The organism is Verrucosispora sp. WMMD1129, assembly GCF_029581255.1.
Lineage (GTDB): Bacteria > Actinomycetota > Actinomycetes > Mycobacteriales > Micromonosporaceae > Micromonospora > Micromonospora sediminimaris.
Map to the genome: position 1 here is coordinate 85,895 of NZ_CP120741.1, position 19,122 is coordinate 105,016.

Sequence of the window (19,122 nt, forward strand, 5' to 3'; positions counted from 1 at the left end):
TCGTGGCGGTCCCTGACCGGGGGACTAGCCTGGGTCGGCGCGGGAAAGACGTCGTGACGGATCGTGACGTCGCCTCAGGCGGCGAGCGCGTGTCGGGCGGGGCCTCGGTGCGGTGCGATGCTGCTGCCGTCGGGCAGCAGCTCGCCGGTGTCCTCGAAGACGATGACTCCGTTGCAGAGCAGGCTCCAGCCCTGTTCACGGAAGCAGGCGATGACCCTGGCGGCTTCCCGGTCGGTGGCTTCGGCGGAGGGACAGGTGGGTTGGTGCTGGCACATCGGGTTCTCCGGACTGTGGGGGCACTGTGTCATGGTTCACATGACCAGTGACGCACAGTACCAAGCGAAAGCTTGCCGCATCGAGCAGATGTACGCGTGGTGCGCGGGAAATCCGCTGAACGGATGAGCATGAACCGCCCAGACGTAGTGGAAGCGCTCCCACGGATGGTTGTCGATCCACCCGCGGTTCCCGCGCCCTGCCGCGGCCGGCTCGCCGAACACGCCCGCTGGCAGTGGCGCCCCACCGACGGCGGCGACCCGGCCGCGTACGCCGAGCAGTTCCTCGCCGAACACGGCCTGCACCTACGCGACCTGGCCCGCCCGGCACGCCCCCACCACCAGCACAGCATCTGCGGAGCCGCGCTCTACCTCTCCGCCACCGCCGCGGCCCTGCTCGCCGGCGGCCCACCCGGCGCACCCAACCCCGCCGACCTGCCCGAAGTCGCCGTCGTCGTCTACACCCACACCGCGGCCCGCACCACCCACCCCCACCCACCACCACCCTGGTGGCACGGCGCCTGGACGGAAAGCTGGACCCCCCGCCAGCACGCCGACGCGGTCACCGCGATCCGCCGCGCCATCGGCCACGGCGAGGTCTACCAGGTCAACCTCGTCGGCCACGCCAGCACCCCCTACACCGGCGACCCACTGCCGGCCCTGACCCGCCTCGGCCGCCTACCCGGCGCCCGCTACGGCGGCGTGCTCACCGGCCCCGGCTGGGCCATCGGCTGCGCCAGCCCGGAAACCCTCATCGAGGTACGCGACGGCACCCTCACCACCCGACCGATCAAAGGCACCCGCCCGGCCACCGCCGCCGGCCGCGCCGACCTGCTCGCCTCGGCCAAGGAACGCGCCGAACACATCATGATCGTCGACCTGGAACGAAACGACCTGGCCCGCGTCGCCCGCACCGGCAGCGTCCGCGTCGACGACCTGTTCGCCGTACGCCGCTGGTGCGACCTGTGGCAGGCCGAATCCACCATCCGCGCCGACATCGCCGACGGCCTCGGCCTGGCCGACCTGCTCCGCGCCGTCTGCCCCGGCGGCTCCGTCACCGGCGCACCGAAACTCGCCGCCCTCAACCACATCGCCGCCCTCGAACCCGTCGGCCGTGGCGCCAGCATGGGCGCCCTCGGCTGGGTCGGCCCCGACCACATCGACCTCGGCCTGACCATCCGCACCGCCGCCGTCGACGCCAACGCCCTACACGTCTGGGCCGGCGGCGGCATCACCTGGGACAGCGACCCCGCCGCCGAGGTCGCCGAAGCCGCCGCCAAGACCACCCCGGTGCGGGCCGCTCTCACCGGCCACCGAACCGGGCCACCCCCGCCGACGGCCACCGCCCGATAACCTTGCCGACATGACGATGCGGGACATCCGAATCATCGGCGACCCGGTGCTCCGCACCCCCAGCGAACCGGTCACCAGCTTCGACGCCGAACTGCGCACCCTGGTCACCGACCTGATGGACACCCTGCTCGGCGCGCCCGGCCGCGCCGGCGTCGCCGCCCCCCAGATCGGCGTCAACGCGCAGGTCTTCGTCTACGACGCCGACGGTCACCGCGGCCACATGATCAACCCGACGCTGGAGCTTTCCACCGAACTCCAGGACGACGACGAGGGATGCCTGTCCATCCCCGGGCTGTACTTCCCGACCCCCCGCGCCCTGCACGCCACCGCCCACGGCTACGACCAGCACGGCGAACCCCTCACCATCGCCGGCAGCGGCTTCCTCGCCCGCGCCCTGCAACACGAGACCGACCACCTCGCCGGCCGCCTCTACGTCGACACCCTGCGCGGCGAAACCCGCCGCCGCGCCCTACGTGAGATCCGCGCCGGTCGCTTCGACTCCTCCCGCCGCAGCTGAACCAGCCACCCACTGGTCGTATCCCAGCTTCGCCACCAACGCCAGAACCACCACCAGCAGCACCACCCGCACGAAACCGGAACCGCGCCGCAACGCCATCCGCGCACCCACCGACGCCCCCGCGATGTTGCACACCGCCATCGCCGCACCCAGCAGCCACCACACGTGCCCGGTCACCGCGAACACCGCCAACGCACCCGCGTTCGTGCCCGCGTTGACCACCTTCGCCATCGCCGAACCGTGCAGGAAATCCGCACCCACCAGCGCGGTGAACGCCAACACCAGGAACGTGCCCGTACCCGGACCGATCAACCCGTCATACGCGGCGATGCCCACCCCGGCCACCAGCACCGCCACCACCACCCGCGGCCGGGTCCGCCGCTGCGGCACCGCCAGCACCCCCAACGCGGGACGCAGCACCACGAACAACGCCACCGACACCAGCACCACCAGCACCACCGGCCGGTACGCCGACGGCGGCACCGCCCCGGCCAACGCCGCACCCAGACCCGCACACACCACCGCCAACGCCGCCGCCGGCCCCGCCACCGCCCAATCGATCTTCGTACGGCGGGCGAACGTCACCGCCGCCGTCGACGTACCGGCGATCGCCGCCAACTTGTTCGTCCCCAACGCCGTCGCCGGAGGAATCCCCGGGGCCGCCACCAGCAACGCCGGCAACAACAGCAACCCACCACCACCCACCACCGCATCCACCCACCCCGCCAGGGCGGCGGCGGTCAGCAACGTCACCACGGTCACCGGGTCCAACTCCACGACCAGGGATTCTCCCCACCGGCACCCCGCCCACACCGCCGGCTGTGGCCAGCCTCACCGGCCCCGACGACGCCGCACCCAGATCCCCACCCCGGCAACCGCCACAAACACCAGCACCGAACAGCACAACGCCCGCAGCATCGGGCAACTCTCCCACGCCGTCGCTAAGGTGACAGCGTGCGCCTGGCCACGTTCAACCTGCTGCACGGCCGGTCCCTCACCGACGGCCTGGTCGACCCGGCCCGACTGACCGCCGCCGTCGCCGCCCTCGACGTCGACATCCTCGCCCTCCAGGAAGTCGACCGTGACCAGTCCCGCAGCGGCAACCTCGACCTCACCGCCATCGCCGCCCAGGCCCTCGGCGCACCCGAGCACCGCTTCGCCGCCGCAGTCGTCGGCACCCCCGGCGAAAAGTTCCGCCCCCTCACCCACGACGACGACGGCCACGGCGAACCCTGCTACGGCGTCGGCCTGATCTCCCGCCACCCGGTCACCCACTGGCGCGTCACCCGCCTGCACCCCGCCCCGGTGCGCTCCCCGGTCTACGTGCCCGGCCCGGGCGGCGGCCTCATCCTGCTCCGCGACGAACCCCGCGTCGTCCTCGCCGCCGTGCTGGACACCCCCCACGGCCCCCTCACCGTCGCCGCCACCCACCTGTCCTTCGTCGCCGGCTGGAACGTCCGCCAACTCCGCCAGGTCATCCGCGCCCTGCGCGCCCTACCCGCCCCACGCATCCTGCTCGGCGACCTGAACCTGCCCGCCTGGGCCACCCGAGCCGTCTCCGGCTGGCACCTGCTCGCCCGCCGGCCCACCTACCCCGCCGCGCAACCCCGCGTCCAACTCGACCACATCCTCGCCGACCGGCACGGCTTCGACCAGCTACCCCCGGTCACCGCCGTGCGCACCCCACTGTCGACAATCTCCGACCACCGCCCCCTGGTCGTCGACCTCGGCAGCCGTCCCTGACCCGGCGAACCCGCCGACGCCGCTCCTCCGGCAACCCAGCAACATCAGGGTTGTCGCGGTCTCCGAGCCCCGGGCGGCGGCAACTACAGCGTTGTTGCTGCCTCCCCGATTTCAGCGCGCGCTCACCGAGGTAGTGCCTCAGCGCCACCGCCCTGGCGACACACCGCCCGGCCAGCCGCTGACCGGGCCGCCCGCAACGCGTTACGGAACAACATCGCCACCGTCACCGGACCCACCCCACCGACCCTCGGCGTGATCGCCCCCGCCACCCGCGCACACGACTCATCGACGTCCGGCAGCAACCGACGCCCGGCGTACCGCACCCCACCACCGACCACCACCGCACCCGGGCGCACATGCTCCGGCCGCACGATGCCCGGCACCCCGGCCGCCGCCACCAGAATCTCCGCCCGACGGGTGTACCGAGGCCAGTCCGCCACCCCCGTGTGCACCACCGTCACCGCCGCGTTCGCCGTCGACCGCTTCTGCGCCAGCAGCATCGCCAACGGCCGCCCCAACGTCGCCCCACGACCCAGGATCACCACCTCACGACCAGCCACCGGCACCCCGTGGTACGCCAACAACGCCTCGATCGCCGCCGGCGTGCACGGCAACGGCCCCGGCAACCCCAACGCCAGCCGCCCCATGTTCACCGGATGCATCCCGTCCACGTCCCGATCCGGGTCGAGGGTCTGCAACGCCCGGTCGTAGTCCAGACCGCCGGGGATCGGGTGCTGCACCAACACCCCGTGCACCCCAGGATCGGAGTTGAAGTCGGCCAGCACCGCGTGCACGTCGGCCTGCGACACCGACGCCGCCAACCGTACGTGCGGCGAGGCGAAACCCAGCTCCGCCGCCCGCCGAGACTTGATCCGGATGTAACCGGCACTGGCCTCGTCGTCACCCACCAGCACCGTCGCCAACGTCGGAGTCACCCCCGCCGCCCGCAGCTGCGCCACACCCTCGGCCACCTGGGCCAGAATCTCCTCCGCCACCGGCACACCCGGCAGCAACCGCGCCGTCGTCGACATGGCTCTCCTCGCCCGTGGCAGGCCCAGGCGGACGACCCCCCACGACGAGCTTCCCGATGGTCGATCCCATCCCCGATGCCGCCAGTCGCGTCCTCGCCAGCCTGCCACACCACCGGCCGCGTCAGCTCAGTCAGGAGCCGAGCAGCAGCCCCGCCAACGCCCGGTTCGTACGGTTGGCCCGCACCGCCTCCCGCTGCTGCCCCGACGTCACCTCGATGTACGTCTGCGACGACGCCAACGACGCGTGCCCCAACAGCCGCATGATCTCCGCCGCCCCGGCGCCGTCCTCGGCCAACCGGGTAGCGAACGTGTGCCGCAGCGCGTGCAACCGCGCCCCACGCGGCACCCGGTCGACGATCCCGGCCCGCCGGTAGCAGGACTCCACCAGATACTGCAGACCGCCCCGGCGCAGCGGCTCACCCTGACGGTCCACCAACAGCGGCGACACCTGCCGCACCGTACGCGCGCCGAAGCGGCGGGCACGGCTGTCCAGATAGCTCGCCAGCACCGCGTCCAGATCCGGCTCGATCGGCAGTACCCGGGGGCGCCCGCCCTTGCCGGCCACCTCCAGCCGGCGCTCACCGGGGCGGCCACCGAGCGAATCGATCCGTAATGCCAGCAGCTCCGACAGTCGCAGCCCCGCGCACAGGGCCAGCGCCAGCACCGCCACGTCCCGCTCCGGCCACGGGTCCCGCTGCCGTCCCTCGGCCCGTGCCGCCGAGGTGAGCAGGTGTTCGGGGGTGTCCTCACCGCGCAGCGGCTTGGGCGTCGGCAGGGGAGTGCGGGGACGTCCCACGGCCGGCATCGGATTGCCGGGCACCACCTGCTCGGCGACCAGGAAGGAGAAGAAGCCGTTCCAGGTGGACCAGGCCCGACCGACGGAACTGGCCGCTCGGCCGGCGGCGAACCGGGCGAACGCGGCCCGGATCAGCCTGGGGGAGAGCGCGTCGACGGGTAGCTCGGCCAAGGGGAGGGGAGGGGTGGACAGCTCCGCGGCGAGGGCGGCGACGGCGGTCAGATCCCGCCGGTAGGCCGCCTGGGTGTGCGGGGAGGGCTTACGGGTGGCCCGGGCGGTCAGGAACTCCTCGATCAGCGTTGTTACCGATTCGTCCTGTTTGTCATGCATAAGGGATATTATGCATGACTTTCGCGTTCCGGGCCCGAGGGCAGGGGAGCGTTTCTGTCAGGGGCCGGAGCTACGGTGCGATCACCGAGTTCACCGTCACCGGAGGCGCACCATGACGACCCTGCCCGAGCGACCCAACACCGCGCTGCTCGTCATCGACGTGCAGAACGGGGTGGTGGCGGACGCCCATGACCGTGACGGCGTCATCGCCAACATCAACACGGTGCTGGGTAAGGCGCGCGCCGAGGGCGTGCCGGTCGTCTGGGTGCAGCACTCCGACGAAGGCCTCCCACCGGGCAACGAGGCCTGGCAGTACGTGCCCGAGCTGCTCCGCCAGGACACCGAGCCGTTGGTGCACAAGCGCTACGGCGACTCGTTCGAGGACACCGACCTGGAGGCGGTGCTCGCCGAGCGCGGCGTGGGCCGGCTGGTCGTCACGGGCGCGCAGACCGACGCGTGCATCCGATCGACCCTGCACGGCGCGTTCGTGCGCGGCTACGACGCAACGCTTGTCGGCGACGCGCACACCACGGAAGACCTGACCGCCTACGGCGCGCCGCCGCCGGAGCAGGTCATCGCCCACACCAACCTGTACTGGAGCTTCCACAGCGCACCCGGCCGCCAGGCCGGGACCGTCCAGGCCGCCGAAGTCAACTTCGGTCCCACCGGCTGACCGTCGGGTGGGCCCTTGGATCGGTCAGGGCAGGGGCCCACCCGCCTCAACTTTACATAATGTGCATTATCGAATCGGTACGTGGACGGTCGTCGTCGAGGAGAGGCGGGGCCGCCGACGTGCGGCTTCCCACCTCTGGCGTTCACGATGTCGACGATGCGGCGAGATGAGTACGGCGACTCATGCTTCGTCTGACGGCGGCCAGCATCCTCGCAACCATGACTCCTCGTCACCTGGTCACGTCGGCGACAGCCGCAGCTCTGGTGTTCACGCTGGCGGCCTGCGGGTCGGACGCACCCACGCCCGAGGAAGCCAGCCGGGAAGCGCAGTCGGCAGCGGTCCGACAGGCAGGTGCGTCGAGCGCCGAGCAGATCAGCATCCTGCTCTCCGACGTGGCCCGGGCGTCGCCGCTCACGCCGGTCGCCGTGGCAACGCGGGACATCTGCCATGCCGGCGACACGAACGGTCTGTGGCCCCACGACGAGTACCGCCTCAGTTGCGGTCTCACCGAGACCAGGTACTTCGGGGCCGACGGCGACCTGCTGAAGGTGCTGCGGGAGGTCGACAGACACGCCAGAGCTACCGGGCTAATGCCGTCCACCGAGTCGGCCATCGAGGAGGTCGAGAGTTACTACGCGGCGAACGGCAGGACCGAGGACGGATTGCTGCTGCCTCCGCCCGCGTTGGGCTACCTCGTCCCTGGGCAGGACCTGACTGTTCAAGTCGGATGGTCACAGGACTGGACTGCTCGGGCCGAATGGTCACGGATCGGCGATCCGCTGAACAGCCAACCCGTTCCGGATCTCATCTGGCCGACTGTCTTCGTCGAGGCGCGACCGGTCGACCTCGACGCGCTACGGAACGGCCCGTTGCGGCGGCACGAGCATATTGTCACCATCTCCTCGGGGATCACGTACCACGAGGTGCCGTGGCCTGCCTGACGGTGGGCACGGGTACCGGCGGTTCAACGCTCAGCGGTGCTGTTCGTGGCCGGCGCGCTCGTCGACCATGTGTCGGGCGTACCAGTCCGGCCAGTCGGGGTCGGGGTGGCCGAGTTTCTTCTCGTGGCGGTCGTGGGCGGACGCCGCCCGGCGCAGCGCCGCGGCCAGGTCGTCCACCGAGTCGTAGGTGGTCTGCATGTCTGCTCCCCTCCTGCGTCGAGCAGCCGCCGGGCACCCCTGTGCGCGGTGGCGGCGTAGTGCGGCTACCCGCCAGGCCGGTGCGCATTCCCGTACGACGAGTTCGTTGGCGTGCCCGCACCGTCCCGCGCTGTCCGGTCGGCGGTCAGAGGCCGCCGCCGACGCGGAGGATGGCGCCGGTGGTGTAGGAGGCGTCGGGGCTGAGCAGCCAGGCGACGGCGGCGGCGACCTCGTCGGGTTCGCCGGGGCGGCCGAGTGGGATCCGGCCGGCGGCTTGGTCGGGCCGGTCGGGTTGGCCGGAGAGCGCGTGGATGTCGGTGCGGATGATGCCGGGGGCGACGGCGTTGACGCGGATGCCGCGTGGGGCGAGTTCCTTGGCCAGGCCGGTGGTGAGCGCGTCGGTGGCGGCTTTGACGGCGGCGTAGTGCACGTACTCCCCTGGGCTGCCGAGGGTGGCGGCGACGGAGGAGAGGTTGACGATGGCGGCGCCGTCGCTCATCCGGCGGGCGGCCTGTTGGGCGCAGAGGACGTAGCCGATGAGGTTGACGTCGACGACGCGGCGCAGGTCGTCGGGGTCGAGGTCGGTGAAGGGGCCGATCGGGCTGGTGATGCCCGCGTTGTTGACCAGGCCGGTGAGGGTGCCGAGTTCGGCTGCGGCGTCGAACAGGGCGGTGACCTGGTCGGGGTCGCGGGTGTCGGCGGGGACGGCGATGGCGCGTACGCCGGTGGCGCGCAGTTCGGCCACGACGGTGTCGGCGGCGGTGTGGTCGCGGCGGTAGCCGATGGCGATGTGCTGGCCGGTGTGGGCGAGGCGGCGGGCGGTGGCGGCGCCGATGCCGCGGCTGCCGCCGGTGATGACGGTGACGTTGTCCAATGGACCTCTCCCCTGCCCCGAGCCGGTGTCGGGGACGTTACCGGCGTGGTGGCGGTGGCGGGTAGCGCGGTGTGGTCGAGCGCACGGTCGGTGGTGGGCGATGGCTTACGCTCGCGGCGATGGTGTCGTTGGGAGGGCTTGTGGCGGGTGTGGGTGTCGGGGATCTGGTCGAGGATTTCGAGTTGCCGGACGAGACGGGTCGGCCGCGGCGGTTGACGGAGTTGCTGGCGGCGGGGCCGGTGGTGTTGTTCTTCTATCCGGCGGCGATGACGCGGGGGTGCACGGCGGAGAGTTGCCACTTCCGGGATCTGGCGGCGGAGTTCGCGGCGGTCGGGGCACAGCGGGTGGGCATCAGCCGGGATTCGGTGCGGCGTCAGGCGGAGTTCTCGCGGTTGCACGGTTTCGACTATCCGTTGTTGTCGGATCCGGACGGTGTGGTGGCCGAGCGGTTCGGGGTGCGGCGGCGGTTGCCGTTGGGGCCGTTGAGTACCCGGCGGATGACGTTCGTGATCGGGGTCGATCGGCGGGTCGTCGAGGTGGTGCACAGCGAGTTGGGCATGAATGAGCACGCCGATCGGGCGTTGCGGGCGTTGGGGGGCTGATCTTCGGGTTGTCGCTGGCTGCTGGTATCAAGGCAGGCGGCTGAACACGTGTACGAGGAATGAGGTTGGGCGATGGGTGCCGCTGGTCAGGGTTTGTCCGAGGACGAGGTGCGCGGCATCCGGGAGGCGTTGGCCGCGGGGCGTAAGCCGAAGGTCGTGTTCACGGCGGCGGCCGGTCAGATCGCTGGTCAGTTGGGTCAGGTGGTGGAGTTGACCGATCCGGCGGAGTCCGACGAGTTCGTGGTGGTGCGGTTCGGGCGCGACGAGTTGCCCTTCTCCCCCGCCGATGTGGCGGTGGCGCCGCGGGGTGCGGGTCGGCGGCCGGCCGAGTCGAAGGTGGAGCCGGCGCCGGTCGAGCCGGCGGTGGTGACGCCGGAGTTCGTGTTGGATCGGGTGCCGCAGCAGCGTCGTGAGGAGCAGCCAGGTCGGGATGAGCAGTCGGGTCGGGAGGAGCCGAGGGTGGACGAGACGGTGGGGTCGAAGGTGGAGGCGAAGCCGGCTCGGCGGGCGGTGAAGGCGGCGAAGCCGAAGGGGCCGGCGGGGTTGACGGTGACGTTGGCCTATGCCGAGGGCGAGTGGACGGTCGCGGCGCAGCAGGGTGGGAAGGTGTTGGCCAAGCCGTATGTGCTCAAGCCGGCGGAGGCGCTGCGGATGGTGGCGTTGGTGGACGTGCCGGGGGTGCACGAGGCGGTGGAGCAGATCCTGGCCGCCGAGCGGTCGGAGGCGGAGCGGCAGGCCGAGAAGTTGCGGGCGGAGTTGGCGGAGATCGAGGCCCGGTTGGCGGAGTTGCGCGAGGCGGGCTGAGGGTTTCGATCCGATCGGTGGCCCGGTCCGGCATCCCCTGCCGGGCCGGGCCGTCGGCGTTCGTCAGAAGTAGTCGATGAGGTGGGCGGTGGGTCCGGCGGCGAGCAGGTCCAGGGCGGCGGGGTCGGGTGTGCGGTGGTGCAGAAGTCCGGCTTCGGCGAGGGTGCGGGCGGTGCCGGTGCCGGTGTAGAGGCGGGCGAAGCCGCGTACGGTCAGGTGCAGGTCGGCGTCGGTGGTGGTGCGGTGCAGGTCGGCGTGGCCGTCGGCGACGGTGAGTTGCCAGGTGCCGGTGTTCCAGTCGGCGAGGTCGTCGGTGAGGGTGAAGGCGACCTGGCCGTGGGTGTGGGTGGGCCAGCCGCGGGCCTGTACGGCGCGGACGATGTCGACGGGTCGGTGCATCCAGGCTTCGCGTTCGTGTTCGCGGGCGCGTTCCAGGGGCAGATGGGTGCTGACGGTGTCGTCGGGTAGCGGGGTCACGCGCAGGGTCGGGGTGACGCTGTACCAGCTGGCGAGGGTGCCGACGAGGGCTTGGGCGGCGTCGGCGGTGGTGGCGAAGATGTCTTCGACGGTGAGTACGGCGTCGGGGCCGTAGCCGCGGCCTCGGTCCCAGCCGGCGTAGCCGACCAGTTGGCTGTCATGTTCGACGAGGGTGAGCCCGTCGTAGGGCAGTTCGTCGGTGGCGGTGAACCGGCGGTGGGTGCGGGTGAGCAGGCCGTTGCGGTGGTGGGCGACGCGTCGGTAGAGCTCGGCGGTGGCGGGCAGGTCGGCGGTGGTGCCGGCGCGGATGGTCAGCCGTGGGTCGGGGCGGTGTCGGGGCAGGGTGGCGGTGGGTAGGTCGAGGGTGCGTAGTTGGCCGGTGATCTCCCAGCCGCAGGCGCGGTAGGGGGCGGCGGTGGTGGGGAACAGCGTGCTGACGGCGGCGCCGCGGTCGCGGGCGTGGCGGAGCAGGGTGGTCAGTAGGGCTCGGCCCACTCCGGTGCCGCGTGCTTCGGGGGCGACGGCGACGCCGGCGACGTCGGCGGCGGGTACGGCGTGTCCGCTCCACCATTGTTCGTCGTGCAGGTCGATGGCTTTGCCGATGAGTTTTCCGGTGGGGTCGAAGGCGCCGTGGGCGGTTCGGCCGGTGGGGTTTGGTGGTGGGGGTGGTTGCGGGTCGGAGCCGAAGGCGAGCCGGCCGAGTTGCCAGGCGTCGTTCAGGTCGTCGGGGGTGAGTTCACGCACGTCGGGCACGGGCCGACGATAGCGGTCGTGGTGGTGGGGTCGACGGGATTTTCCGGTGGGTTCAGGTGGTGGTGACGGGGTGGTGGCGGACTGGGAAGTTGACCGAGTTGGCGATGAAGCAGGTGTGGTGGGCGTCGTCGTGCAGGGCGGTGGCGATGTCGGTGGTGGTGGGGTCGGCGACGGTGACGTGGGGTCGCAGGGTGACCTCGGTGAAGTGGCCGTTGCCGGTGTTGTCGGTGGTCATGGTGCCGGTGGCGTGGTCGATGTAGTCGGTGACGACGATGCCTTTGTCGGCGCACAGGTGCAGGTAGGCGAGCATGTGGCACTGGGACAGGGCGGCGAGGAGGAGTTGTTCGGGGTTCCAGCGGGTGCGGTCGCCGTGGAAGGTGGGGTCGGAGCTGCCGGGGATGGGTGGGCGGCCGTCGGTGGTGATGTCGTGGTCGCGTCGGTAGTCGCGGTAGCTGCTGGTGCCGGTGCCGAGGTTGCCGGTCCAGGTGACGGTGGTGGCGTAGTGGTGGGTGCGGGCCATGGTCAGCCTTCCGGTTCGCTGTGGTGGGTGAGCAGGAGGTCGAGCAGGCGGACGAGTTCGTGGCGGTCGGTGGGGTTCAGTGGGGCGAGCAGGGTGTCCTGGGCGGTGTCGAGGGCGTGTTGCAGGTGGGTGAGTTCGCGTTGGCCGGCGGGTGTGATGTGGACGATGTTGCGGCGGCGGTCGGTGGGGTCGGGTTGGCGGCGTACGAGGTGGCGGTCGGCGAGGTCGTTGAGGGTGGCGACGATGTCGCTGCGGTCGATGCCGCTGTGTCGGCCGAGGTCGGCCTGGCTGGCGGGGCCGGTTTCGGCGAGGGTGGCCAGTAGCCGGTAGTGGTAGCCGCGGGCGTGGCGGGTGGCGAGTGCGGTGGTGACGAGGCGGGTGGCGTGGGCGGCGGTCTGGGTGAGCAGCCAGCTGGGGGTGGTGCGCAGTCGTTTGGGTGTGGGGGCGCTGGGTTGCTCCATGTGGGGACTGTACGCGATTTCGTTGGCGGCACCCACGATCAGTGCTATGTTGGCCTCGCCAACGTTGGCTTCACCAATGAATAGAGGTTGACATGTCCATCATCCTCAACGGGCAGATCCTCGGCCGGACCCACTACGCCACCCGGGCGGTGCTGGAGCGGGAGCTGGACCGTCTCGGGTTGACCTTCGCGCAGGCGTTGCTGCTCAACGCGTTGGCTGCCGCCGATGCTCCGCTCCCCCGCGTCGATGCCGCCCGTCGGCTGGTCGACGCGGTGAAGGTGTCGACCGCGACGGCGTACGCCACGCTTGCCGAGTTGATCGCGGCGACGCTTGTGGCGCCGCTGCCCACCGACGCCTCCCGGGTCGCGCTGACCCCGACCGGGCGGCACACGCAGCAGCTGGTCGCCGCGGCTTCCGCCGAGATCGGCGCCCGGCTGTGGGCCGATCTTCCGACCGACGACCTCGCGGCGGCGGCGCGGGTGCTGGAGGTGGTGCGCCGCCGCGCCGAGCAGACCCTGGCGGCGGCGTGACGGGCGGGGCCCGGGTTTTCCCGGATCCCGTCCGCCGGCCGGTCAGTGCTGCGGGATGTGGGCCACGCCTATGCGCTTGCGGAAGACCCAGTAGGTCCAGCCCTGGTAGGCCAGCACGATCGGGGTGAAGAACACCGCCACCCAGGTCATGATCGTGAGGGTGTAGGGGGTGGAAGCGGCGTTGGTGGCGGTGAGTGTGCCGGCGGGGTCCAGCGTGGAGGGCAGCACGTTCGGGAACAGGGCGGCGAACAGGGTGGCCACGGCCAGGCCGATCGCGGCGGCGGTGCCGGTGAAGGCCCAGCCCTCCCGGCGTACCGTGGCGGCGGCGAGACCGCCGAGCAGGGCGAGCGCGGCGGCGACGGCGAGCACGACGGCGGCCGTGCTGGAGCGGATGGTCAGGGTCCAGCTCAGGAAGGCCACCGCGAGGACCGCCGCGGCCACGCCCAGGCGCACGGCGAGCGCGGCGGCCCGGCCGCGGATGTCGCCGACGGTCTTGAGGGCGACGAAGACGGCGCCGTGGGTGGCGAACAGCGCCGCGGTGGTCGCGCCGCCGAGCAGGGCGTACGGGTTGAGCAGGTTGAGCAGTCCGCCGACATACTCGTGGTCGGCGTCCAGCGGCACGCCGCGCAGGATGTTGGCGAACGCCACGCCCCACAGGATGGCGGGGACGAGTGAGCCGAAGAAGATGGCGTTGTCCCAGCGGCGTTTCCAGGACGCCTCGGGACGCTTGTGGCGGTATTCGAAGGCGACGCCGCGGGCGATCAGGGCCAGCAGGATGAGCAGCAGGGGCAGGTAGAAGCCGGAGAAGAGGGTGGCGTACCACTCGGGGAAGGCGGCGAACATGGCGCCTCCGGCGGTGATCAGCCAGACCTCGTTGCCGTCCCAGACCGGCCCGATCGTGTTGATCATGACGCGGCGTTCCTTGTCGTCGCGACCGAGCACGGGCAGCAGCATGCCGACGCCGAAGTCGAAGCCTTCGAGGATGAAGTAGCCGGTGAACAGCACGGCGACGAGGAGAAACCAGATGGTGGTCAGTTCCACGGTGGGGCTCCGGACTCAGTAGGCGAAGGCGAGCGGGCGCTCGGCGTCGTCGGTGTCGTCGGGTTCGGGGGCCGGGGTGACGTCTGGTACGCCGGCCTTGGCGTAACGGATCAGCAGTTTCACCTCGATGACGGCGAGGACGGCGTAGATCAGGGTGAAGGCGGTGAAGGAGGTGAGCACCTCGGTCAGGGAGACGCTGCGGGACACGCCGTCGCGGGTGAGCATCTCGCCGAAGACGATCCAGGGCTGGCGGCCCATCTCGGTGAAGATCCAACCGAAGGAGTTGGCCAGCAGCGGCAGGATCGGCATGGCCAGGCCGGCGCGCAGCAGCCATTTGCTGTTCGGTACGGCGCGGCCTTTGCGCTGGGTCCAGAGCACCAGCAGGGCGATGGCGGCGGCGGCGAGCCCGAAGCCGATCATGAGCCGGAAGCTCCAGTAGGTGACCGGGATGATCGGGGTGTAGCTGCCGGCGCCGTACTGGGCGCTGTAGCGGGCCTGGAGGTCGTTGATGCCCTGCACGGTGCCGTTGGGGTCGCCGGTGCCGAGGTAGGACAACAGGTACGGGATCTTGAGGGCGAACAGTTCGCGGCTGCCGTCGAGGCTGCCGACGGTCAGTACGGAGAACGACGCGGGGCTCTCGGTGGCGTAGAGCCCTTCGGCGGCGGCCATCTTCATCGGCTGCACCTGCGTCATGATCTTGCCTTGGATGTCGCCGGTGATGACCACGACGGTGGCGGAGATCAGGGTGACCCAGGAGCCGAAGCGGGCGGCGAAGCGGTAGGCGGGGGTGTCGGCGCTGTCGCGGTGGCGGATGAGGTGCCACAGGGCGACGGCCACCAGCAGTGAACCGGCCACCAGGAAGGCGCCGGCGATGGTGTGCGGAAAGGTGATCAGGGCGACCTTGTTGGTCAGCACGGCGAGGAAGTCGGTCAGTTCGGCGCGACCGGTGTCCGGGTTGTAGCGGTAGCCGACCGGGTTCTGCATGAACGAGTTCGCGGCGAGGATGAAGTACGCCGACAGGTTGGTGCCGATGGCCGCGGCCCAGATGCTGGCCAGGTGCAGGCGTTTGGGTAGTCGGTCCCAGCCGAAGATCCACAGTCCGATGAATGTGGATTCGAGGAAGAACGCGACCAGGGCCTCGATGGCCAGGGGCGCGCCGAAGATGTCGCCGACGAAGCGGGAGTAGTCGCTCCAGTTCATGCCGAACTGGAACTCCTGCACGATGCCGGTGACCACGCCCATGGCGAAGTTGATCAGGAAGAGTTTGCCGTAGAACTTGGTGAGCTTGAGGTACTTCTCGTCCCCCGTGCGGTGCCAGAGTGTCTGCAGGATGGCGACCAGAACGGACAGGCCGATGGTCAACGGCACGAAGAGAAAGTGGTAGACGGTGGTGACACCGAACTGCCAGCGGGCGACGTCCAACGCGTCCACCTGCGACCCCCAGGCTATTTATACTACAAGACGTAGTAAATACTACAGCGTGTCGTACGAGGATTGGCAGAGGCGGCCGGCCCGAACCGGACCGGGACCAATGACCCTGCTCACCTCTGCCGTACGGCCCGCCCTGGCCGCCGCGCTGTCCGCCCGCCGTGCGACCATTTCCCGCTGATGGAAGCAGCCCACTCCCCCTGGCGTCCGCCGCTGATCTGGCGCGTCGCGTTGCTGCTGGCCCGCGTGGTCGTCGGGACGCTGGCCCGGCTGGAGGTCACCGGCGACATCCCGGCCCGGTTGCGTGGCGGGCCGCTGATCCTGGCCGCCAACCACATCAGCCCGTTCGACCCGATCGTGCTCGCCGCGGCCTGCCGGGCCCGCCGGGTGGCACCCAGGATCATGGCCACCGGCGGGCTGTTCCGGGCCCCGCTGATCGGGACCGCGATGCGCAGCGCCGGGCACATCCGCGTCGACCGGGGCACCAGCGGCGTACACCGGGCCCTGGACGATGCCGTCGCCGCGGTCGCCGCCGGCGCGCCGATCCTGGTCTACCCGGAGGGACGCATCGGCCTGGACCCGGGCATGTGGCCCGAACGCGGCAAGACCGGCGCCGCCCGCCTCGCCCTGGCCTGCGGCGCGCCCGTGATTCCCCTCGCCCAGTGGGGATCCCACGAGGTGCTGCCCTACCAGGCCCCGAGAGGGATGCTGCGCGGCGTCGCCCGGGCGCTGGTGCGCCGCCCCACCGTACGGGTGCACTTCGGCGACCCGGTGGACCTGGCCGAGGTGACCCGTGGCACGCCGGGCGCGGCCCGACAGGCCACCGACCGGATCATCGACGCGCTCACCGACACCCTGGCCCCGCTGCGGCCGGACGAACCTGACCGCCCCCGCCACCTCGACCCCAGCCGGCCGGTCGACCCCAGCCGCGCCCACCGGCGCCGCCCCGCCGCCGGCTGAGCCTCAGGTCGCCTGCTGCACCGCCCGCAACACCTCGGTCACGGCCGACGCCACCGGCGCCACCGGCGCGGCCAGGGCCGCCAGGCGCTGCAACAGCACCGTCACCCGGGCCGGTTCCGGATCCGGCCGTGCCAGCTGGACCCGCAGTTCCGCGGCCACCGCCCGAGCCGGCTCCGGCAGCTCGTCACGGTGCCGGTCGAGGGTCTGCACCAGCTGGGCCACCAGCGCCGGCACGTCCACCCCCGGCGCCGTGGCCCACAACGTCCCACCGACCGCGTGCGCTCCCGGACCCACCGCCTGGTTGCCGACCTGGCTCACCCCACCCGACTGCTGGATCCCGAAGTTGATCGAGTTGTCGGACGTGGTCATGACGGCCTCCCGGTGCCGGCTCGACGGCTTGTTCCCTGCGGTGACGGCTGTTCCGTGGTGGTCTGCTGCTCCGCCCGCGCGCCGGCGCCCACCGCCTGGTTGCCGACGACGCTGAGGCCGCCGGTCTGGATCACACCCTGGTTGAGGATCATGGTTTGCCGGGTGCGGAACTCGGCGGTGTCCACACCCTTGTCCTCCAGGAAGTCGACGATGGCGGCCAGCACGTGCCGCTCGACCACCTTGAGATGCTTCGCGGCGTCGAGCACCTGAAAGTAGTTGTGGTAGGTGGTGCCGGTGGCCAGCTCCCGCACCCCGGCCCGGGCGCCGTAGTCGTAGCCGAGGTCCTCGCGGGCCATCCGGCGGGACCGCGACTGCCGGATCTGGTGACGAACCACCCGGACGCCGTCGCGTACCAGGCGCACCGGCGCGCCGAAGGCGGTACGCACCAACTGCTCGGCGGCGGCGGTGAACAACTGGACGAACTGGCGCACCGGGATCCACTCGGTCAGCCGGTCCACGTCGTGGTACTCGATGCGGGGCGGCTCCAGCAACGTCCGGGCGCACTCCAGGTAGAGCACCCGACCATCGGTGGAGAAGTGCAGGAACGTGCAGGCCACCACCTCGCCGCCCCAGGACGGCACCAGGGCGCCCAGAAAGTGTCGGGCGGCGCCCTGCGGCCGGCTCGCCACCGCTCGCAGCCGCTCGTCGGACCAGCGTTGCCGGGGCATCCGGCTGCGCTCGGGCAGCAGCTGCGGATCGTCGGTCAGCAGACCGCCGTGCACGAAGACCCGATCCTCAAGCACCAGCCCGGCGAGCCGTTCCGGATTCAGCTCCGGGTCGCCGGCCGGGTCGAGCCGGATCGCCGCCAGTCGTTGCCGCACGTGGTCGATCAGATCCACCACGGCGAACTGTACGGTGGCGTCCGGGTCGTCGTCGGTGACCGCCGTCGCCGGTTCGGGCAGGTGCTGTTCGGCCCGGTGGATGGGCAGGGCGAACGACCAGCCGGCCACCGGTGCGCCGTGCCCCACGAACGGGGTGTACCCGCTGTAGATCGTCACGTTGCCGTGCTGGGCCGTGTCGAGCTGGGCCAGGCGTGCCGCGTGGCGCTGCGGCACCGGGCCGGTGTCGGCCGACGTGGGCTGGAAGTGACCGCGCCGCAGCCGCTGCACCAGCAGCTGCCGGGTGCCCAGCAGGTGCAGCACAAGGATCAGGTACGCGAGCAGCCCCGCCACCAGCGCCAGCCACGGCAGGCCGATCATCCAGTCGAGCGTGCCGTCCTCGTCGGTCTGCACCCCGGCGAACTGCGCCACCAGCCACAGCGACACCACGACCGTCGCGACCAGTGCCGCCGCCGAGGCCAGTGGGCCGTTCCGGTTGGCCCGGGTCAGCGACATGCCGACCGCCAGCACCGCCGCGGCCAGCAGCGTCCACAGCGGCGCCAGCAGCAGGGCCATGCTGCCGGCGATCAGCAGGCCGGCATCGCGACGAATGCGCCGCTGACGTGCCTCAAGGCAGTGCCGCAGCACGGTGGTCAGGTCGAAGCCGACCGAGGGCGCCACCGCCCGAAGTTCGTCGTCGAGGACCTCGGACAGGGCCGAGTCGGCGAACGTGTCGTCGGTGTGCGCCGCCACGCACAGGTAGCGGGTCGCCTCGCTCGTGGCGTCCGCCGTGCCCGCCGTCGAGACCTCGGGGGTGGCCTGCCGGATCACCATGTCAGTTGCCTCCCAGACCGGGAACGGTCGGTCGCGGCCGGCGCCGCCGTGCCGGCGCCACCGCGAGCAGCAGGCCGACGACGAAGCCGCACAGCAGTGCCCGTACCAGTTCGTTCAGCAGTTCCGCACGCATCGCCGACCCGGTGTAGACGCCGCTGTCGACGGCCAGGTGCACCAGGGCGCCGCCGATCGTGGCGAGCGTCGCCGCCACGACTGTCGCGCCGAGCGTGCCGAAGAAGCGGTACGCCCGGGGAGGCGTGGCCCAGGCGGCCAACCTGCGCAGCAGCACCAGCACGATCAGGACGAACAGCGCCACCTGGGCGGTGCGCGCGAGCTGGTAACTGGACAGGGTGTCCGGGCTGCCCCACCGCAGCCACGACAGCCCCAGCAGCAGCGCGTCGACCGCGGTCGTGAGGATCCCGGCCGGGCCGTCGATGCGGGGCAGGTTGACGCTCAGCTCCCGCAGCACCTCGTACCCCCAGGGGCTGCCGGCGGCCAGGGTCGTGACCAGCAGCGCCCCGAACCCCGGCGGAAGATCGCGGGTCGCCGGGCGGCGCGGTGGCGCGACGCGTCCGGGCAGCGGGTGCACCGGGCGGATGGTCAGCGCCGCCGGCGTCGAGGGCGGGTCGTCTCGTCGCGGTACGGAACTCGTCCACGGCATCACCGGGGCATCGTCGCCGGTGCCGACCGAGCAGGGAAGGTTACTGTCCGGCATCCGGCAATCACCGGTGGGTATC

General features: G+C 71.5%; 23 protein-coding genes and 1 riboswitch. Of the genes, 9 read left to right on the top strand and 14 right to left on the bottom strand.

Translation table 11 applies throughout. The features are described 5' to 3' along the window. Window positions 1–74 precede the first annotated feature (74 nt). The gene (locus tag O7624_RS00430; protein WP_093402410.1) at window positions 75–275 is read right to left on the bottom strand and encodes a DUF5999 family protein; all 201 of its coding nucleotides are present in this window, start codon (window positions 273–275) and stop codon (window positions 75–77) included. A 96-nt stretch (window positions 276–371) separates the two neighbouring features. Between O7624_RS00430 and O7624_RS00435 the strand changes: the two genes are divergently transcribed. Both O7624_RS00435 and def read left to right on the top strand, forming a co-directional pair. Beyond that, window positions 372–1,625, top strand: coding sequence for a chorismate-binding protein (locus O7624_RS00435; RefSeq protein WP_282238435.1), 1,254 nt, complete (start codon window positions 372–374; stop codon window positions 1,623–1,625). Between the two features lie 10 nt (window positions 1,626–1,635). Further along, entirely contained in the window at window positions 1,636–2,142 is a 507-nt protein-coding gene (gene def, locus O7624_RS00440; protein ID WP_093402408.1) for a peptide deformylase, read from the top strand. On the opposite strand, the gene O7624_RS00445 is transcribed toward def, so the two are convergent. Continuing rightward, a complete protein-coding gene (locus O7624_RS00445) occupies window positions 2,095–2,919 on the bottom strand; it encodes a TSUP family transporter (RefSeq protein WP_282238436.1) in 825 nt (274 codons plus the stop codon). The genes def and O7624_RS00445 overlap by 48 nt on opposite strands. 177 nt (window positions 2,920–3,096) lie before the next feature. Between O7624_RS00445 and O7624_RS00450 the strand changes: the two genes are divergently transcribed. Further along, complete coding sequence (locus O7624_RS00450; RefSeq protein ID WP_282238437.1) at window positions 3,097–3,885, top strand: endonuclease/exonuclease/phosphatase family protein; 789 nt, start codon at window positions 3,097–3,099, stop codon at window positions 3,883–3,885. 122 nt (window positions 3,886–4,007) lie between these two features. On the opposite strand, the gene O7624_RS00455 is transcribed toward O7624_RS00450, so the two are convergent. Beyond that, window positions 4,008–4,916: a tetrahydrofolate dehydrogenase/cyclohydrolase catalytic domain-containing protein gene (locus tag O7624_RS00455; protein WP_282238438.1), complete on the bottom strand. Its 909-nt coding sequence runs from the start codon at window positions 4,914–4,916 to the stop codon at window positions 4,008–4,010. Between the two features lie 14 nt (window positions 4,917–4,930). Next, a riboswitch (ZMP/ZTP riboswitch) is annotated at window positions 4,931–5,015 on the bottom strand. A gap of 31 nt (window positions 5,016–5,046) precedes the next feature. Continuing rightward, window positions 5,047–6,042, bottom strand: a complete 996-nt coding sequence (locus O7624_RS00460; RefSeq protein ID WP_282238439.1) for a tyrosine-type recombinase/integrase — start codon at window positions 6,040–6,042, stop codon at window positions 5,047–5,049. 112 nt (window positions 6,043–6,154) lie between these two features. On the opposite strand from O7624_RS00460, the gene O7624_RS00465 reads away from it, so the two are divergent. After that, window positions 6,155–6,715 (top strand): cysteine hydrolase family protein, encoded by a 561-nt coding sequence (locus O7624_RS00465; RefSeq protein ID WP_282238440.1) that lies wholly within the window; start codon window positions 6,155–6,157, stop codon window positions 6,713–6,715. 218 nt (window positions 6,716–6,933) lie between these two features. Continuing rightward, window positions 6,934–7,656 carry a hypothetical protein gene (locus O7624_RS00470; RefSeq protein WP_282238441.1) on the top strand — a complete coding sequence of 241 codons (723 nt, stop codon included), beginning with the start codon at window positions 6,934–6,936 and terminating at the stop codon, window positions 7,654–7,656. 30 nt (window positions 7,657–7,686) lie between these two features. Here the strand turns inward: O7624_RS00470 and O7624_RS00475 are convergent, their stop codons facing one another. Together O7624_RS00475 and O7624_RS00480 are read right to left on the bottom strand one after the other, a co-directional pair. Then, window positions 7,687–7,854 carry a hypothetical protein gene (locus tag O7624_RS00475; RefSeq protein WP_282238442.1) on the bottom strand — a complete coding sequence of 56 codons (168 nt, stop codon included), beginning with the start codon at window positions 7,852–7,854 and terminating at the stop codon, window positions 7,687–7,689. 145 nt (window positions 7,855–7,999) lie between these two features. Continuing rightward, window positions 8,000–8,728 carry an SDR family oxidoreductase gene (locus tag O7624_RS00480; protein ID WP_282238443.1) on the bottom strand — a complete coding sequence of 243 codons (729 nt, stop codon included), beginning with the start codon at window positions 8,726–8,728 and terminating at the stop codon, window positions 8,000–8,002. Between the two features lie 119 nt (window positions 8,729–8,847). On the opposite strand from O7624_RS00480, the gene O7624_RS00485 reads away from it, so the two are divergent. Then, a complete protein-coding gene (locus O7624_RS00485) occupies window positions 8,848–9,330 on the top strand; it encodes a peroxiredoxin (protein WP_282238444.1) in 483 nt (160 codons plus the stop codon). A 72-nt stretch (window positions 9,331–9,402) separates the two neighbouring features. Continuing rightward, the gene (locus O7624_RS00490; protein ID WP_093402401.1) at window positions 9,403–10,134 is read left to right on the top strand and encodes a hypothetical protein; all 732 of its coding nucleotides are present in this window, start codon (window positions 9,403–9,405) and stop codon (window positions 10,132–10,134) included. 63 nt (window positions 10,135–10,197) lie between these two features. Here the strand turns inward: O7624_RS00490 and O7624_RS00495 are convergent, their stop codons facing one another. From O7624_RS00495 to O7624_RS00505, 3 genes are read right to left on the bottom strand one after another with little or no spacing between them, the layout of a single operon-like run. Next, a complete protein-coding gene (locus tag O7624_RS00495) occupies window positions 10,198–11,364 on the bottom strand; it encodes a GNAT family N-acetyltransferase (protein ID WP_282238445.1) in 1,167 nt (388 codons plus the stop codon). A gap of 52 nt (window positions 11,365–11,416) precedes the next feature. Continuing rightward, the gene (locus tag O7624_RS00500; protein ID WP_093402399.1) at window positions 11,417–11,884 is read right to left on the bottom strand and encodes an OsmC family protein; all 468 of its coding nucleotides are present in this window, start codon (window positions 11,882–11,884) and stop codon (window positions 11,417–11,419) included. 2 nt (window positions 11,885–11,886) lie between these two features. After that, window positions 11,887–12,345: a MarR family winged helix-turn-helix transcriptional regulator gene (locus O7624_RS00505; protein WP_282238446.1), complete on the bottom strand. Its 459-nt coding sequence runs from the start codon at window positions 12,343–12,345 to the stop codon at window positions 11,887–11,889. A gap of 92 nt (window positions 12,346–12,437) precedes the next feature. On the opposite strand from O7624_RS00505, the gene O7624_RS00510 reads away from it, so the two are divergent. Next, a complete protein-coding gene (locus tag O7624_RS00510; RefSeq protein WP_282238447.1) occupies window positions 12,438–12,875 on the top strand; it encodes a hypothetical protein in 438 nt (145 codons plus the stop codon). Between the two features lie 42 nt (window positions 12,876–12,917). Here O7624_RS00510 and cydB read toward each other — a convergent pair whose 3' ends face one another. Both cydB and O7624_RS00520 read right to left on the bottom strand, forming a co-directional pair. After that, window positions 12,918–13,916: a cytochrome d ubiquinol oxidase subunit II gene (cydB, locus tag O7624_RS00515; RefSeq protein ID WP_282238448.1), complete on the bottom strand. Its 999-nt coding sequence runs from the start codon at window positions 13,914–13,916 to the stop codon at window positions 12,918–12,920. A 15-nt stretch (window positions 13,917–13,931) separates the two neighbouring features. After that, complete coding sequence (locus tag O7624_RS00520; protein WP_282238449.1) at window positions 13,932–15,347, bottom strand: cytochrome ubiquinol oxidase subunit I; 1,416 nt, start codon at window positions 15,345–15,347, stop codon at window positions 13,932–13,934. A gap of 177 nt (window positions 15,348–15,524) precedes the next feature. Between O7624_RS00520 and O7624_RS00525 the strand changes: the two genes are divergently transcribed. Beyond that, window positions 15,525–16,304: a lysophospholipid acyltransferase family protein gene (locus O7624_RS00525; RefSeq protein WP_282238450.1), complete on the top strand. Its 780-nt coding sequence runs from the start codon at window positions 15,525–15,527 to the stop codon at window positions 16,302–16,304. Window positions 16,305–16,307: 3 nt separating this feature from the next. On the opposite strand, the gene O7624_RS00530 is transcribed toward O7624_RS00525, so the two are convergent. The 3 genes from O7624_RS00530 to O7624_RS00540 are packed head-to-tail and all read right to left on the bottom strand — an operon-like array spanning window position 16,308 to window position 19,100. Beyond that, window positions 16,308–16,673, bottom strand: a complete 366-nt coding sequence (locus O7624_RS00530) for a hypothetical protein (protein ID WP_282238451.1) — start codon at window positions 16,671–16,673, stop codon at window positions 16,308–16,310. Then, on the bottom strand, window positions 16,670–18,385 hold the full coding sequence (locus tag O7624_RS00535) for a hypothetical protein (protein ID WP_282238452.1): 1,716 nt from the start codon (window positions 18,383–18,385) through the stop codon (window positions 16,670–16,672). Before O7624_RS00535 ends, O7624_RS00530 begins: the two co-directional genes overlap by 4 nt. 1 nt (window position 18,386) lies before the next feature. Next, window positions 18,387–19,100, bottom strand: a complete 714-nt coding sequence (locus tag O7624_RS00540; protein WP_282238453.1) for a hypothetical protein — start codon at window positions 19,098–19,100, stop codon at window positions 18,387–18,389. Window positions 19,101–19,122: the final 22 nt, after the last annotated feature.